This window comes from Cupriavidus sp. GW823-FHT06D04 (assembly GCF_058795055.1).
The window spans coordinates 1-14,597 of the sequence record NZ_JBXAHL010000050.1 but is presented as its reverse complement, the minus strand read 5'-3'; the positions used below and the strand labels follow the sequence as shown (position 1 = coordinate 14,597).

At 68.9% G+C, this 14,597-nt stretch carries 13 protein-coding genes; 2 read left to right on the top strand and 11 right to left on the bottom strand.

All coding sequences use genetic code 11. The features are described 5' to 3' along the window. Window positions 1-79: 79 nt before the first annotated feature. From AC1Q7H_RS35500 to AC1Q7H_RS35460, 9 genes are all read right to left on the bottom strand, one after another. Entirely contained in the window at window positions 80-403 is a 324-nt protein-coding gene (locus AC1Q7H_RS35500; protein WP_013952685.1) for a c-type cytochrome, read from the bottom strand. 130 nt (window positions 404-533) lie between these two features. Next, window positions 534-2,276: a PQQ-dependent methanol/ethanol family dehydrogenase gene (locus AC1Q7H_RS35495; protein WP_153953953.1), complete on the bottom strand. Its 1,743-nt coding sequence runs from the start codon at window positions 2,274-2,276 to the stop codon at window positions 534-536. Between the two features lie 201 nt (window positions 2,277-2,477). Beyond that, window positions 2,478-3,449, bottom strand: coding sequence for a quinoprotein relay system zinc metallohydrolase 1 (locus AC1Q7H_RS35490; RefSeq protein WP_153953954.1), 972 nt, complete (start codon window positions 3,447-3,449; stop codon window positions 2,478-2,480). Continuing rightward, complete coding sequence (locus AC1Q7H_RS35485) at window positions 3,446-4,225, bottom strand: quinoprotein dehydrogenase-associated SoxYZ-like carrier (protein ID WP_228772386.1); 780 nt, start codon at window positions 4,223-4,225, stop codon at window positions 3,446-3,448. The genes AC1Q7H_RS35490 and AC1Q7H_RS35485 overlap by 4 nt, the downstream gene beginning before the upstream one ends. A 17-nt stretch (window positions 4,226-4,242) precedes the next feature. After that, window positions 4,243-5,055, bottom strand: a complete 813-nt coding sequence (locus tag AC1Q7H_RS35480; RefSeq protein WP_013952681.1) for an ABC transporter permease — start codon at window positions 5,053-5,055, stop codon at window positions 4,243-4,245. Window positions 5,056-5,062: 7 nt separating this feature from the next. Continuing rightward, window positions 5,063-6,268: a type 1 periplasmic-binding domain-containing protein gene (locus tag AC1Q7H_RS35475; RefSeq protein WP_492382287.1), complete on the bottom strand. Its 1,206-nt coding sequence runs from the start codon at window positions 6,266-6,268 to the stop codon at window positions 5,063-5,065. Then, a complete protein-coding gene (locus AC1Q7H_RS35470; RefSeq protein ID WP_013952679.1) occupies window positions 6,261-7,289 on the bottom strand; it encodes a PQQ-dependent catabolism-associated beta-propeller protein in 1,029 nt (342 codons plus the stop codon). Before AC1Q7H_RS35470 ends, AC1Q7H_RS35475 begins: the two co-directional genes overlap by 8 nt. After that, on the bottom strand, window positions 7,286-8,062 hold the full coding sequence (locus AC1Q7H_RS35465; RefSeq protein ID WP_211981167.1) for an ABC transporter ATP-binding protein: 777 nt from the start codon (window positions 8,060-8,062) through the stop codon (window positions 7,286-7,288). The genes AC1Q7H_RS35470 and AC1Q7H_RS35465 overlap by 4 nt, the downstream gene beginning before the upstream one ends. Beyond that, the gene (locus AC1Q7H_RS35460) at window positions 8,062-9,057 is read right to left on the bottom strand and encodes a tripartite tricarboxylate transporter substrate binding protein (RefSeq protein ID WP_211981165.1); all 996 of its coding nucleotides are present in this window, start codon (window positions 9,055-9,057) and stop codon (window positions 8,062-8,064) included. Before AC1Q7H_RS35460 ends, AC1Q7H_RS35465 begins: the two co-directional genes overlap by 1 nt. A 376-nt stretch (window positions 9,058-9,433) precedes the next feature. Here AC1Q7H_RS35460 and AC1Q7H_RS35455 point away from each other — a divergent pair, with 376 nt between their 5' ends. After that, window positions 9,434-11,875: a TonB-dependent receptor gene (locus AC1Q7H_RS35455; protein ID WP_211981163.1), complete on the top strand. Its 2,442-nt coding sequence runs from the start codon at window positions 9,434-9,436 to the stop codon at window positions 11,873-11,875. A gap of 190 nt (window positions 11,876-12,065) precedes the next feature. Then, window positions 12,066-12,347, top strand: coding sequence for a hypothetical protein (locus AC1Q7H_RS35450; protein ID WP_249221271.1), 282 nt, complete (start codon window positions 12,066-12,068; stop codon window positions 12,345-12,347). A gap of 37 nt (window positions 12,348-12,384) precedes the next feature. On the opposite strand, the gene AC1Q7H_RS35445 is transcribed toward AC1Q7H_RS35450, so the two are convergent. Next, window positions 12,385-13,197: a GntR family transcriptional regulator gene (locus AC1Q7H_RS35445; protein WP_153953960.1), complete on the bottom strand. Its 813-nt coding sequence runs from the start codon at window positions 13,195-13,197 to the stop codon at window positions 12,385-12,387. Between the two features lie 140 nt (window positions 13,198-13,337). Next, window positions 13,338-14,363: an AraC family transcriptional regulator gene (locus tag AC1Q7H_RS35440; protein WP_153953961.1), complete on the bottom strand. Its 1,026-nt coding sequence runs from the start codon at window positions 14,361-14,363 to the stop codon at window positions 13,338-13,340. Window positions 14,364-14,597: the final 234 nt, after the last annotated feature.

The following is a 14,597-nucleotide window of genomic DNA, read 5'->3' as shown; positions in this document are numbered from 1 at the left end:
AAAGAAAAGACCCCGGCATGGCAGGCGCCAGCCGGGGTACCTTGCCGGCAAGCCGGCATCGTCAAGACAGTCGCCGGCCTCAGCTGGCACTCAACACCCACTCCGCCAGCTTCTTCGCGTCATCCTCGCCAAGGCTGCCATGCGGCGGCATCGGAATCCGCCCCCACACGCCCTTGCCGCCTTCGCGGATCTTCTTTGCCAGCCGCTCCGCCGCCTGGCTGTCGCCCTTGTACTTGGCGGCCACCTCGGCAAACCCCGGCCCCACCAGCTTTGACTGCATGCCATGGCAGGAAAAGCAGCCGCTCTTGTCGGCCAGGGCCTGCATGTCGGCGGCCGTGCCGGCCAGTGCCGCGCCCGGCAGCAGCGCCGAAACCACCGCCAGCGCCATCCATTCCTTCTTCATACCTGTGTCCCTCTTCGTCCCTCTTCGTCCCATTTCGACCCGTTTCGTCCTGTTGCAACCGCGCCCGGCGCACGCCGCGCACCCATGATGCGATGCGCGCGTGCGCCGGACCGTGTCACCTCCCGCCGGCTCAGCTCTTGTGCAGCTTGAACACCCACACCGAGCCGCCCTGCTCCAGGAAGTTCACGCGCTTGGCCACCTCGCCGCCCCACAGCGGCACCGCACCGCCCCAGCCGGACACCACCGCCACGTACTGCTCGCCGTTCTCTTCCCAAGTGACCGGGGGCGCCACGACGCCGCTGCCGGTCTGGAACTGCCACAGCTCCTTGCCGGTCCTGGCGTCGGCCGCCTTCAGGTAGCCTTCCGGCGTGCCCCAGAACACCAGCCCGCCGGCGGTGGTCATCACCCCGCCCCACAGCGGCGCGCTGTTCTTGACCTCCCACATGATCTTGCCGCTCTTGGGGTTGATGGCCCGCAACGTGCCGATATAGTCCTCGTTCAGCGGACGGATGGTGAAGCCCGCGCCCAGGAAGGCAGCACCCTTCTTGTAGCTGATGGGCTCGTTCCAGATATCCATGCCCCACTCGTTGGCGGGCACGTAGAACAGGCCGGTCTGCGGGCTGTAAGCCATCGGCTGCTGGTTCTTGCCGCCAAGGAAGCCCGGCGCGGCAAACACGGACTTGCCCTTCTTCTCGTCGCTGCCGGCGGCGGGGTCGCCGGGACGGCCTTCGGCGATGTAGTTGGGGCGACCGCTCTTCAGGTCGATGCCGGTGGCCCAGGTGATCTTCTTGACGAAGGGGAAGGCGTTGACCAGCTTGCCGCTGGCCGCGTCGTTGACGTAGAAGAAGCCATTGCGGTCGGCCTTGCCGCCCATGCGCTTGCCGTCCAGGTCGAAGGTCACGAACTCATTGACGCCATCGAAATCCCAGCCGTCGTTCGGGGTGTTCTGGTAGTGCCAGACGATCTTGCCGGTGGCGGGATCCAGCGCCACCGTCGAGGCCGAGTAGAGGTTGTCGCCCTTGCGGATATGGCTGTTCCACGGGCCCGGATTGCCGGTGCCGAAGTACACCAGCCCGGTGGCCGGATCATAGGTGCCGCCCAGCCAGGTGGCGGCGCCGCCGGTCTTCCAGGTCTCGCCCGGCCAGCTTGCGTTGGCGGTGCCGGTCACGCCGTTCTCGGTCTTGTTGCCGTCCTTGTCGTACTTGTAGCCCATATGGCCTTCCACCACCGGCCGCGACCACACCAGCTGCCCGGTTTTGGCATCGCGCGCCTCGACCCGGCCCACCACGCCGAACTCGCCGCCCGAGATGCCGGTCAGCACCATGCCCTTGACGATCATGGGCGCCGCCGTGTACGAATAGCCGGCAGCGTAGTCTTCCAGCTTCTCCTTCCACACCACCTTGCCGGTCTTCTGGTCCAGCGCCACCAGCTGCGCATCGAGCGTGCCAAAGATCACCAGGTTGTCGTAGAGTGCCGCACCGCGGTTCACCACGTCGCAGCACGGCATGATGCCTTCGGGCAGCCGGTGCTCATACTTCCAGAGCTTACGCCCGGTCTTCAGGTCCAGCGCATAGATGCGCGAATACGAGGCCGTCACGAACATCTTGCCGTCATGGATCAGCGGCTGCGATTCCTGCCCGCGCTGCTTCTCGCCGCCAAACGAGAACGACCACGCCGGCACCAGCTGCCCGACGTTCTTCGTATTGATGCGCGACAGCGTGGAATAGCGCTGGCCTTGCGGGCCCATGCCCCACGACAACACATCGCCGGGGCTCTTTGCGTCGTTCTCGATCATGGCATCGGTCACTGCCGCCTGCGCGGCCAGACTGGCCGCGGCAGCCGCAACCGCCATCACTACTCGTAACGTCCTCATTGCCATCTCCTCTCTTGTTTTGGGTTTCCCTGGTGCGCCACTGCGCCACACACCAGACATGCCTTTGGCAATTCCCATGCCAGTCGCATCCCCCCACCAGCACGCCGGTTGCGGCCCCGCTGCGTGATGGCGGCCGTGCCAGCGCGCAACACTGCGTTGCAGCTGCTCCAGAATTGAACAGCCCGCCACGGCTGGCCGGCGTCAGTGCCCAAGCGCGGCTTCCTCGCGCGCCGGGTAGAGATGGCCGACGTTGCGCAGGTACTCCGCGGGCATCGCGGCCCAGTGCGCGTAGGGCTGCGGCACCGGCATCGCCATGACCTCGGCCAGGTCCCGCCCCTGCGCCGCGGCCTCGCGCAGGCGCGTATCCAGCCATTGCAGGTAACCGCGCGTCTGCGCGATGGCCTCTGCGCCGCCGCCGGCCGCAGGCACTGGCCCGTGGCTGGGGACCAGCACGCGCGCCCCGCTGTCGGCCAGCAGCGCCTGCAGCCGGTCCAGGCTGGCCTGCCAGCGGCCGATATCCGCGTGCGGCGTGGTCGGAATGCGTTGCCGGAACACCAGTCCGCCGGCAAAGACCACGCCCGCGCTGTGGTCCAGCACCACCAGGTCGTCGCCGGTATGGCCGTCCAGGCGCACGAGCTCCAGCGTATGGCGCCCGATCGTGCGGCGGCCCGGCGCCAGCGCGTGGGCAGCCGGCACGGACTCGGTGCCGCGCATCCAGTCGCCGCACAGGCGGTAGAGGTTGTCGGCATAAGCGGCGCCCTCGCGCCGCGCCCCGTCGATGGTGCCGGCCAGGGCGCTGCCGCGCACATCGGCATAGGCCTGGTTGCCGAAGAAATAGTCTGGATGCAGGTTCAGGTTCAGCACCAGCCGCACCGGGGCGGCCGTGACCGATGCAATCGCCTTGCGCTGCTGCTCGCCATACAGCCGCGACGGGCCGGTGTTGATGACCACCACGCCGTCGCCGGTGTCGATAAACGCCGTATTGATGATGTTGCAGCCGTTGCCGGGCGCGAAGTCGGCATTGGCGCCTTCCAGCAGCCACACGCCCGCGGCGATCTCGCGCGGGGCCAGGCGGTAGTCAGGAGGCTGCAGCGCGGCCTGCTGGGCGAGTGCCGGCGGCACGGGCTGGCCCGCCAGGCATAGCAGCAACCACAGTAGCAATCGTCGCTTCATGGGGACACCCGCGCCGCGATGCGGTTGCCGTTGTTGTCGTGGCCGGCCACCGTCATGCCCGGCGGCACGGCATCGCGCAGGTCGAAGGAGAAGATCGGATTCTCGGCAACCGGCTCATGCAGCGTCAGTCGCAGCAGCGGCTGCCGGGCCGCGTCAGCCAGGACCAGGGTCTCGATATGGAACGCCGGGATACCTGCCGCCAGGCCGGTATCCATCGGATGCATCACGCGCAGCCGCACGCGTGCCGCGGCCCCGCCGAAGCCCGGGAACACGCGCGCGTCCACGCGGTTGAGCGTGCGGCTCCAGCTGCCGTCGCGGCGCGTGGCGCCGGGCACCGTGCAGCCCCCGCCGCCGGCATCGACCAGCACGCTGCCGACATGCCAGGTGCCATCGCGCGTGCGCGCCGCCACCCGCACCGGCGATGCCTGTTCCAGCTTGAAGCGGAACGACAGCGACGGGCGCACCCGCAGCGGTTCGAACGCCAGCACCTCGCGGATCGGGTTGCGGTCCACCGCCACCACGATGCGATCCACTTCGCCCAGCGCCGAGGCATCGAAGGCGATCGGCACGCGCATGGGGTCTTCCGCAAACGCCGGCCCGGTCACCCTGACGCGGCTGTCGAACACCACCGGGCCAGTCTGCAGCAGCTCCTTCTGGATCCAGGCCCATTGCGGCGACTGCAGCGGATCGCTGTGCGCGATGACGGCGTCCGCTGCCCCGGCAGCCGGTACCGCCGGACTGGCCATGCCCAGTGCGGCCGCCATCAGCAGGACCATGCCCCGCGTCCGGCGCCTCATGCCTGCTGCCCCCGGCGCGCCATGCCGCGCTGCGGGTCGTAGCCCTGCAGCGCCAGCGCGAAGAACACCACCGCGCTGCCCGCCACCACCGCCAGGCTCAGCGGTGCCACCTGCCCGTACAGCGCAAAGCGGATCGCCTCGACCGCGTGGGTGAAGGGATTGAAGCGGGCCAGCTGGTACACCAGCTCCGCGCCCGACTCCTGCAGCTTCCACAGCGGATACAGCGCCGAGCTGATGAAGAACATCGGGAAGATCACGAAGTTCATGGTGCCGGCAAAGTTCTCGAGCTGGCGCACATGGACCGACAGCAGCAGGCCCAGCGCGCCCAGCATCAGCGCGGCCAGCGCCATGGCGCCCGTCGCCGCCAGCAGGTGCAGGGACTCGAAGCGGATGCCGAAGGCCATCGCCACCAGCAGGAACGCGGCCATCTGCAGCAGCGACAGCACCGTGCCCGCCGCCAGCTTGCAACCCAGCAGCCAGCCCCGCGGCAGCGGCGCGGTCAGCAGCAGCCGCATCACGCCCATCTCGCGGTCGTACACCATGGCCAGCGACGACTGCATGCCGTTGAACAGCGCGATCATGCCCAGCAGTCCGGGCGCCACGTAGATCTTGTATTCGATGTAGGTGTCATAGGGCGGCGCAATGGCGACGCCCAGCGCGTTCTGGAAGCCCGCGGCAAACACGAGCAGCCACAGCAGCGGGCGCACCAGCGACGACAGCAGGCGCCCGGGCTGGCGCAGGTACTTGCGCAGCTCGCGCCCGCAAACCGCGCGCAGCGCGCGCCAGCGATGGATCAGGATGGAGGCCATGGGTGCGCTACGCGGATGGGGTCCGGCACGCCGTGTCGGCTTCATCGGCGCCCAGGGTGTCGAGGTTGTTCTTCGGATGCAGCACGCCTTCCACCGGGGCCATGCCGACCACGCCGTCAGGGTGAGCCAGCAACACCGGCTGGCGCAGCTGGCGGTCCCAGCGGCGGAACGACAGTGGCGGCCCCTTGAAGCCGTCCACCACCACCTGCCCGGCGGCAAGCGCCTGCGCCTGTCCGGCAAACCCGGCCCTGGGCAGGCGCGCCACGCTCTCGGCGATGGCCTTGACCGCCACCCATGCAGCCCAGTCGTAGCCGGTCATCGGACGGCCCGCCGCCCGCATGAAGCGCCGGTTGAGCTGCGGCCCGCCATTGCGCTCCCAGGCCCAGTGCCACGCCTGCGCGCCCAGCCCGCTGGCGCCCACTACCGGGCGCGGCAGCAGCGTGGCGTAGGGCACGCCGCGGGCGAACTCGCCGTCGGCATCGGCCACCACCACCACGTCATAGTCCACGCCGCCGGTCAGCAGGCCGAGGTTGGCCTGGTCGCGCTCACGCGGGTCGTTGGACAGCCTGAAGGTGCGCTGCCCCGACCAGGCAATGCCAAAGCGCCGCGCCGACATCACCAGCGCATCGCGCTGCGCCGCATCGGCCGCGGACGGGCCGCTCAGCAGCAGGGCGCGGCGCCATCTGCGCAACACCAGGTACTGCATCAGCGCATCCGCGCGCATGCGCAGGCTGGGCAGCGTGTGCAGCAGCACCGGCGCGCAGCCGGCGCCGCGCAACGCGTCGTCATCGGCGGACACGTTGAACAACAAGGCCTCGCCCGGCCTGACCGCGCCCGCGGCCGCCCTGACCGACGCCGACGGCAGGTCCAGCAGGATATAGCGCGTGCCCTGCCGCGCCAGCGCAGCGACCAGCGGGGCCACCTCGGCGCCGGTGCGGGCTTCCTGGACTTCCAGCCTGAGCGACTGGCCCGCGGCCTCGAGCGCCACGCGCGCTTCCGCGGCCGCCACCTGGGCGCCGTCGAGCGCACGGCCCTGCGGCTGGCCGGGATAGCGCTGCGCCAGGCGCCGGGGCGCATAGCGCGCGTCGTCGGCCTGCGACACGACCGCCACGCGCACCTCGGCAGCGTGCACCGCGGCAGGCAGCCACGCCAACGCCATGGCGCCCAACCCGGCACGCCACCACTGCCACCACGCACGCGAGCGCTCAGTCATCGATCGCCACCGAATGCGGCACCCGGCCCGCCTTGAGCGTGGCCACCGCCTTGCGGCTGGCGGTGTCCACCACGCTGACATCGTCGGACAGGCCGTTGGCGACATAAAGCCGCGCGTTGTCGCGGCTCAGCGCCAGCCCCCATGCGCGGCGGCCGACCAGCACATAGTCCTGCACCCGGCGCGACGCCACCTCGACCACCGCGACATGGTTGGCGCGGCCCAGCCCGATATAGGCGCGCGTGCCGTCGCCGCTGGCCGCCATGCCCACCGGGGTCACGTCCTCGGCGCGAAAGCCCCGGGGCGCGAAGGCGATGGTCTGGGCCACCTCGAAGGTATCGGTGCGGATCACGCTGACGCTGGCCGAGAGCTCGTTGGACACCCACAGCTCCTTGCCGCCGCGCACCAGCAGCAGCCGCCGCGGCCGGTTGCCGACCTGGATATTGCGGATCACCTTGCGCGAGGCCACGTCGATGACATGGACCAGGTTGGCCACCTCCGAGGTCACGTACACATGCCTGCCGTCGGCGCTGACCCTGACGCCCTCCGGCTCCTCACCCACCCTAAGCGCGAACACGCGCTTGCCCGAAGCCGTGTCGTAGGCCGACAGCAGCCCGTCCTCTTCATTCGAGACATAGAGCGTGCGGCCGTCCTGGCTGAGATCGAACAACTCCGGATCGTCCCCCACCGGCAGCGATGCCACGGTCTTGCGGCTGGCCACATCGACCACATCCACCCGGTTGTCGTCGCTGCAGGCCACGTACAGGCGCGTGCGGTCGGGCGACAGCTGCAGGTGGCGCGGGCGCTTGCACTGCCGCCATACCGCGACCAGTTGCCGGCTGCGGGCATCGAAGACGGCGAGGGCATCGTCCTTCTCGCTCGAGACGAAGACCTGGTTGGTAGCCTGGCCGACGGGGGGCGCGGCGCCGCCCTGCGCGCCTTCGGCCAGGCCGGCGGCAACCAGCAGCGTCGTAACCAGCAGCAAGGTAAAGGCAAACCAGACGGGGGATGGCATCTTGTTCATGCGGGTACGCGCCTCGCAGCCGGGTCAGTGACAGGGGCCAGCGGCGTCATGGCCAGGAAGGCGCCCTCCAGGGTGTCGCACGCCGCAGCGCCGCGCAGTGCGGCCGGGGTGCCGTCGAAACGCACGGTGCCGCGGTCCAGCACGATCACGCGGTCGGCGTGCTCCACCTCCTGCACCAGGTGGGTGGCCCACAGCACGCCGGCCTGCGCCCGCGCCGTCAGCCGCCGGGCATCGGCCACCAGCTGCGCGCGCGAGGCCGGGTCCAGCCCCACCGTCGGCTCGTCCAGCAGCAGCATGGCCGGTTCATGCAGCAGCGCGCGCGCCAGTTCCACCTTGCGCCGGTTGCCGCCAGAAAGCTCGCGCACCGGTGCGCGCGCACGCGCCGCCAGCCCGAAGTCATCGAGCAGCCGGGCGATGCGCTGCGCCGCCACTCGGCGCGGCAGCCCGTGCAGGTCCGCGTGAAAGCGCAGGTTGGCCAGCACCGGCAGGTCCAGGTCGATGGCCGGCTGCTGGAACACGATGCCCAGCCGTGCCAGCGCACGCACCGGATCGCGCCGCATGTCGCTGCCCATGACCGTGACCTGCCCCGCATCGGCCACGAACAGGCCGCTGAGGATCTGGAACAGCGTGGTCTTGCCCGCCCCGTTGGGCCCGAGCAGTGCCACGAACTCGCCGCGCCGCACGCTGAGCGAGACCCCGTCCAGGGCCGCGCGGCTGCCGAACGCCTTGCGCACGGCGTCGCAGCACAGCGCCGGTGGTGCCTGCATGGCCATCACAGCTGCCCCCCGGGCCGCGCGGTGCCCACGCGCCCGGCAAAGGTCCGCTCGGTCTCCCACGCATGGCGCAGGAAGGCATCGTATTGCGCGGTATTCAGGTAAGTCAGTTCCTGGTCGTACCTGGCCAGTTCCGCAAGGTGGCGCGGCTGCTGCATCGCGGCGCGGAACGCGTCATGCAGGCGGCCGACGATTGCCGGATCGGTGCCGCGCGGCACGCCGATGCCGTAGGGCGAGTTATGGACCGCATCGGCAAAGCCCAGCTCGCTTACCGTCGGCACCTCAGGCCAGCGCGGTGAGCGCTGCGCGCTGAACACGGCCAGCAGGCGCAGCTTGCCGATCTCAACGTAGGGCGCGAAGCCGGTGGAATTGACCCCCGCCATCAGCGAACCGTTGGCCACCGCCAGCATCTGGTCAGCGGTGCCGTGATACGGCACGTGGATATAGCGCACGCCGCTGCGCCCGAGCACGTCCTCCATCGCCAGATGGGCGGTGGTGCCGATGCCGGTGGAACCCACGGTCAGCTCGCCCGGATGCGCGCGGCCCCAGGCAATCAGGTCGCGCAGCGAGCGCAACGGGCTGTCTGTGGGCACCACGATGCCGAAGGTGTAGCCCGAGATCATCAGCACCGGCTGGATGTCGCGCAGCGGCTGCCAGGCGGTCTTCTGCTGATGCGGGAAGCGATACACCGTCAGCGGCAGCTGGCCGATGGTGTAGCCGTCCGGCCGCGCCGCGGCAAGCAAGCCACCCACCAGCGTGCCGCCGGCGCCCGGCCGGTTCTCCACCACGATCGGCTGCCCCAGCTCACGCCCGGCCAGCTCCGCCAGGATGCGCATGGAGATATCGGTGGCGCCGCCCGCTGGCCATGGCACCACCAGCGTGATCGGCCGCGACGGATACCCGTGCGCGCCCTCGGCCAGCGCGGCGCCCGCATGGACCAGGCCGAGGCACGGCAACATCAGGCAGGCAAGGCAGCGACCGAGGCGGCGGAACATGGCTGGGCACCAGGCAGAGTGTTGATGCGGGTGAACAGAGCAAGGCCGATACCATGTGCAGCGCAGCATGGGGCCGCGCTCCATGCCAGGCGTTGCCTGGCCGCGCCGGACGCACTCCCGGACGCTGCGGCCAGGCCGTGCCTTGTGCGGTGCGCCGCGCACGACTGTCCCATGGTGGAGCACCGGCCCGCTGCTTGTGCCCGCGGCTGTCCTGTTTTGTGACAGGCACCGGCGCAAGGCGGATTCGGCCAGCGCGTCCCTCGGGCCTCTCGCCGCGCAAGTCCCGAACTCCCGATGCACGGTATGAAACCTGCTCAGCTCCGGGCAAGCGCTACCCAATGCAGGTATCGCACCGCTTATCCGGAGGAGACGGAACATGCCAGCCAACCCCCGCCCCGCACCGCCAGGGCAGGCGCCGCGCGACACCGTGGCTTGCCGCGGCAGGGCCAGCCGCGGCGCCGCCACCGCGATTGCCGTGGCGGTCGCCCTGATGGCCCAGCGGCCCGCTGTTGCGCAGCAGGACACCCCTGTCCCAAACCAGGACAGCGCCATGCTGCCGGAAGTCCTGGTGGTGGCCGCCGCGCCGCTGCCGGGCATCGGCGTGGACAGCGACCTGGTGCCCTACACCGTGCAGACCGTGCGCGGCGATGACCTGGACCGGTCGCGCGCCGGCAACCTGGCCGAGTATCTGTCCCGCAACCTGGCCGGCGTCAACGTCAACGACATCCAGGGCAGCCCGTTCCAGACCGACATCACCTACCGCGGCTTCCGTGCCTCGTCCATTCCGGGCGTGCCGCAGGGCCTGTCGGTCTACCTGGACGGCATCCGCGTCAACGAGCCCTTCGGCGACGTGGTCAGTTGGGACATGATCCCGGAAGCCGCGCTGGCGAGCGTGTCGCTGGTATCCAGTGCCAACCCGGCCTACGGCCTCAATACCCTGGGCGGCGCGCTGGCCATGACCACCCGTTCCGGGCTGGACTCGCCCGGCTTCACGGCCGACCTGTCCTACGGCAGCGGCGCCCGCAAGCGCGCCGACCTGTCCGGCGGCGTGCGCAGCGACGGCGGCTGGCACGCATTCGCAGCCGGCACCCTGTTCCAGGAATATGGCTGGCGCGACCAGTCGGGCGGCCGGCTTGGCAACGTCTTCGCCAAGGCTGGCTATGCGGGCGACACTGACAGCTGGGACGTGTCCGTGCTGCACGGCCGCAGCACGCTGACCGGCAACGGGCTGGTGCCCAGCTTCCGCGCCAGCGGCAACGGCACGCTGCCAGACATCTACCAGGCCAACCGCCGCGCCGTGTACACCTACCCCGACCAGACCCGCAACCAGTTGACCCAGCTCGCCGTCAACGGCCGCCACTGGTTCGACGACAAGACCAGCGCCGCGGCGCTGGCCTATGTGCGCACCAGCCGCCGCGACACCACCAACGGCGATGTCAACCCCGCCTACGAGGCCTATGCCGAAGACTGCGAGGACGGCTTTGCGCCCGACGGCAGCCCGCGCGGCGACGCCTGCGGCATGACCCGGGCCGAAGGCGCCGCGCTGCATCCCGCCGTGATCAACACCACCCATATGTGGCAGCAGACCGTCGGCATGGCGCTGAGCATGGCCAGGGAGACCGACCACCACCTGCTCAACGCCGGCCTGACCCTGGACCGCAGCCGCCTGACCTACTCGCAGTACGCCCAGCCCGGCACCTTCACCGACGACCGCGGCGCGGTGGCCGACCCGGACGCCCCCAACGCCCTGTTCTCCGGCGTCGGCGGCAGCTCGCGCATGCTCGGCCTGTACCTGTCCGACACCTGGTCGCTGACCCCCAGCACCTTCCTGACCGCTTCGGCCAGGTGGAACCACGTCGCGGTAAGCAACACCCTGCGCAACAGCGACGGCAGCGAACAGCCGCGCGAGAGCTTTACCTACCGCCGCCTCAACCCGGCGCTGGGGCTCTCGCAGAAGCTGGGCGGCGGCGTCACCGTGTTCGGCGGCTACGCCCAGAACAACCGCGTCCCCACCGTCCTCGAACTCGGCTGCGCCGACCCGACGCGGCCCTGCCGCCTGCCGGCCGGCCTGCAGGCCGACCCCTACCTGAAGCAGGTGGTCTCCCACTCCTATGAAGCAGGCGTGCGCTGGCACCGCGGCAAGGACACCGAAGTCACCGCGTCGCTCTACCGCGTCGACAATCACGACGACATCCTCTTCCTGCGCGCGCCGAACACCCAGCTCGGCTATTTCGCCAACTTCGACCGCACCCGCAACCAGGGCCTGGACCTCACCGCCCGCCAGCGCGTGGGCGATGTCACGCTGCGGCTTGCCTACAGCTATCTCCAGGCCACCTACCAGGCCGCCGGCCAGCTTGCCGCCGGCGAGCGCACCATCGACATCCGGCCCGGCATGCGCATGGCTGGCCTGCCCCGCCATACGCTCAAGCTGGGCCTCGACTGGCAGGCACTGGCCGGCCTGACGCTCGGCGCCGACCTGGTGGCGGTGTCAAGCACCGTCTCCAGCGGCAACGAAGACGGCCTGCGCAGCGACCCGCAACCGGGCGTGCCGCCGAAGACCGCTGACTGGCATGTGCCCGGCTACGCCACCCTCAACCTGCGCGCGGCGTACAAGGTGAACAAGCGGTTTGAGATCTATGCGCGCGTGGCCAATGTCTTTGACCGGCGCTACGAGACCTATGGCCAGATCGCGAATGATGTGTTCCCCGGCGGCAGCCTGGTGCGCCCGCACGTGGCACCGGGGGATGCCGCCAGCGCGCTGTTCGTGGCACCGGGCGCGCCGCGGAGCTTCTGGCTGGGGGTGGTGTTCCGGATGTAGCAAGCCAGGCAGGTTCCGCTGAGCAATGCGACGCGGGCCGGCACGCAATGAGAACCTGTCGGCCCGCACCCGGGGCGCGCTACTATTCGCCTGACACGGCGCCTTTGCGTCGAGCGTCAGCCCTCTCCCCCACCCCGTCATGACCTGCATTGTCCGCATCGCCCTCCACACCCTGGCATCCGCAGGCCTCATGTTCCTGAGCACCGCGCATGCCACCGACATCGACTGCGATCCGTCGGCCACGCCTGCCAGCGCCACGCAGGCGCAACGACTGATCTGCGAATCCGCGCTGTTTTCCATGGGCTACCAGCGCATCTACGCCGACCAGCAGCGCCTGCTCAAGGCGCGGGCAATCACTGAGGCGGACATTGCAGCGTTCCGCAAGAAGCGGGACCGTTGCGATTCGGCGTCCTGCCTGGATACGGTCTTCCGGGAATGGAATGCGTTCGCCAGCCGGGCGCGGGTCCCTTGACCGGAGAGCCATAGCGGGCAGTCCTGCCCGCGCGGACTCAGAAAGCGCTTGCTGGCACAGCGCCATGGCCGGCAGGGCCGGCCTTGCCTTTCTGGACGCCGGATGCCAGTGCACGGATGGCGGCTTCGCGGGAGTTTCCGATGCGCTTGTGAGCGGTCTCCAGGACCGCATCGATATCCCGCCTGGTTACGGCGCGCTGCAGGGCACGCCAGGTCTTGAAGGAATTCTCCAGCGACCCGGGACGGGAGGCGAGCCCCAACCGCACATAGCGCAGGACCCGCAGCGAGATGGAGTTCAGCAGCTCCCCGACCAGCCGGTTGCTCGACAGGTCTGCCATGGCCATGTTCGCCAGGAAGGTCACGCTGATATAGGCGTCCACGGATTCCTCGACGGCCTTGCCGAGCCGCGGCATGAATTGCTCGAATAACGCATCAAGCGCGTCCGCGCGCTCTTCCATCAGCTGCCTGAGCAGAATGGCAAACAGTGCGTCCCGCACGACGTAGATATCCCGCAGATCCTGGGCATTGGGCTCGGTGACAATGGCGCCGCGCCGAGCGCGGAACTCGATCAGCCGCTCCCGCTCCAGGATGCGCAAGGCCTCGCGCACTGGAGCACGGCTGACCTCCAGGACCTCGCTGATGTCTTTCTCAAGCAGGCGTTGGCCTGCGTGGATCACGTCGATCGTAATCAGTCCCGCCAGCCGCACCGCAATCTGGTCAGCAACGGATGCCGACCAATCGCGTCCATGCATAAGCGCCTGCTCGACCGCCAGCGTGACCGGATTCTGCGGTGTTTGCGGCGCAAGCAGCAACTGCAGTTCTGGCGTGTTGGTAGTCTTGAGTCTGCCCATGAGGGGTAAATCCTTCCGATTATTGGGGAACCGGTCGGGTGTTGCCCTCGATCGGCGCTGCACCGCTCGCAGCGTCCAAGATCTTACCTTACGTGGCGTATCGGGCGGATGGCCGGGCGTGGCATTTCGGTCGGTGCAGGCTAAGCAGTCGTCTTTCGGCGCACTGTGCCGCGTGTGGCCCGGCTCTCCTTGGGGCTGCAACCAAATTGCGCGTGATACCAGCGCGAGAATCCGCTCGGCGCGGAAAAACCGAGTAGCGTCGCCACCTCGGTCAACGGGCGATCGCTTTCGACGACATGACGCGCGGCGAGTTCCGTGCGGATGTCGTTGACGATCGACGAGAAGCTCTGCCCCTCCTCCGCCAGCCGGCGCTGGACCGTGCGGCACACCACGCCCAGGTGGTCCGCCACCTGCTCGATGCTGCAACGTCCGCTGGGCAACAGCAGCAGGACAATGCGCCGCACGTCCTCAAGCATGGTCGCCTGCTGCGAGATGACAGACGCGTCTATCAGCTGCTGCGCGTAGCGCGCCATGGCCGGATCGGCAGACGGGTTGCGTGCGTCGAGATCGGCCTTCGCGCAGATGATGCAGTTGAATTCATAGTCGAACTCGACGCAAGGGCCAAAAAACCGGTGGTGCGTACTAAGGTCCCGCGGCGCCGGGTGCTCAAAGCATACACGCCGCGGCTCCCAGTCGGGCTTGAGAAGCTGGCGTATCAGCCGCACCATTACCCCCAGTGCCAGTTCAACCCTTTGGCGCGTGGGCTGATGTGCACTGCCAGCGATGACCGCCTCGCGAATAATGACCAGTTCACCGCACTCCTCTACCGCCAGCGACAGCGCACCGTTGAGCAACGCCTGATAGCGCATCAGCATGCGAAGCGAGTCGCGCAGCGTCGCCTGGTCGCGGATCAGCAATCCTACGGCCCCAAGATTCGACAACAGCCGCGACTCGGCCATGCACAGTCCGAAACTCTCGTTGCCAGACAGGGTTGCTGACGCCTGCAGCAATCGTCCGACACGCTCCACCGGAATCATGAGGTCCGGCTCGCGCAGCACGCTCGGACTTAACCCCGCGTCAAGGAGCATCCGCACCGGGTCCAGTCCGGCGGTTCGAGCGACCTCGCTGTAGTTGGTGAGGGCCGCAGCGCGGACTAGTGAAGACATTGGCGGTCAGAGTAGAACATTGACATGGAATGATAAATCCCAGTCATGTACTGTCAAGCGGGAGAAACCCGTCACATCCAGACTCGCAAGGATCGATTGGCCTAATCGACAATAGGAGACAGTGTTCATGATTCAGCGCCTCAAAGCGGCACCCGCGGTGGTCCGCGCAACCTCTCTGGGCAATTCGATCCAGGTCGAGCAAGTCACTTGCACGATCGGTGCGGAGCTCAGCAA